1 rRNA gene is annotated in these 753 nt (G+C 50.5%); it reads left to right on the top strand.

Features of this window, described 5'->3' with window-relative positions:
* A 23S ribosomal RNA gene (locus PAND9192_RS20375) occupies positions 1-753 on the top strand; the annotation flags it as partial.

Raw genomic sequence — 753 nt, 5'->3', positions numbered from 1 at the left:
CATCCTCCAAGGCTAAATACTCCTGACTGACCGATAGTGAACCAGTACCGTGAGGGAAAGGCGAAAAGAACCCCTGTGAGGGGAGTGAAATAGAACCTGAAACCGTGTACGTACAAGCAGTAGGAGCCCACTTGTTGGGTGACTGCGTACCTTTTGTATAATGGGTCAGCGACTTAATTTTAGTAGCAAGGTTAACCGTTTAGGGGAGCCGTAGGGAAACCGAGTCTTAACTGGGCGAATGAGTTGCTAGGATTAGACCCGAAACCGAGTGATCTAGCCATGGGCAGGTTGAAGGTGAGGTAACACTTACTGGAGGACCGAACCGACTAATGTTGAAAAATTAGCGGATGACTTGTGGCTAGGGGTGAAAGGCCAATCAAACTCGGAGATAGCTGGTTCTCCCCGAAAGCTATTTAGGTAGCGCCTCGGACGAATACTACTGGGGGTAGAGCACTGTTAAGGCTAGGGGGTCATCCCGACTTACCAACCCTTTGCAAACTCCGAATACCAGTAAGTAATATCCGGGAGACACACGGCGGGTGCTAACGTCCGTCGTGAAGAGGGAAACAACCCAGACCGCCAGCTAAGGTCCCAAAGTTATAGCTAAGTGGGAAACGATGTGGGAAGGCTCAGACAGCCAGGATGTTGGCTTAGAAGCAGCCATCATTTAAAGAAAGCGTAATAGCTCACTGGTCGAGTCGGCCTGCGCGGAAGATTTAACGGGGCTAAGCTATACACCGAAGCTGCGGCAAT

This window comes from Photobacterium andalusiense (genome assembly GCF_900185625.1).
In the GTDB taxonomy this organism is placed as follows: domain Bacteria; phylum Pseudomonadota; class Gammaproteobacteria; order Enterobacterales; family Vibrionaceae; genus Photobacterium; species Photobacterium aquimaris.
Note: the sequence above shows the minus strand (reverse complement) of the source record. Positions and strands in the feature narration are given on the sequence as shown.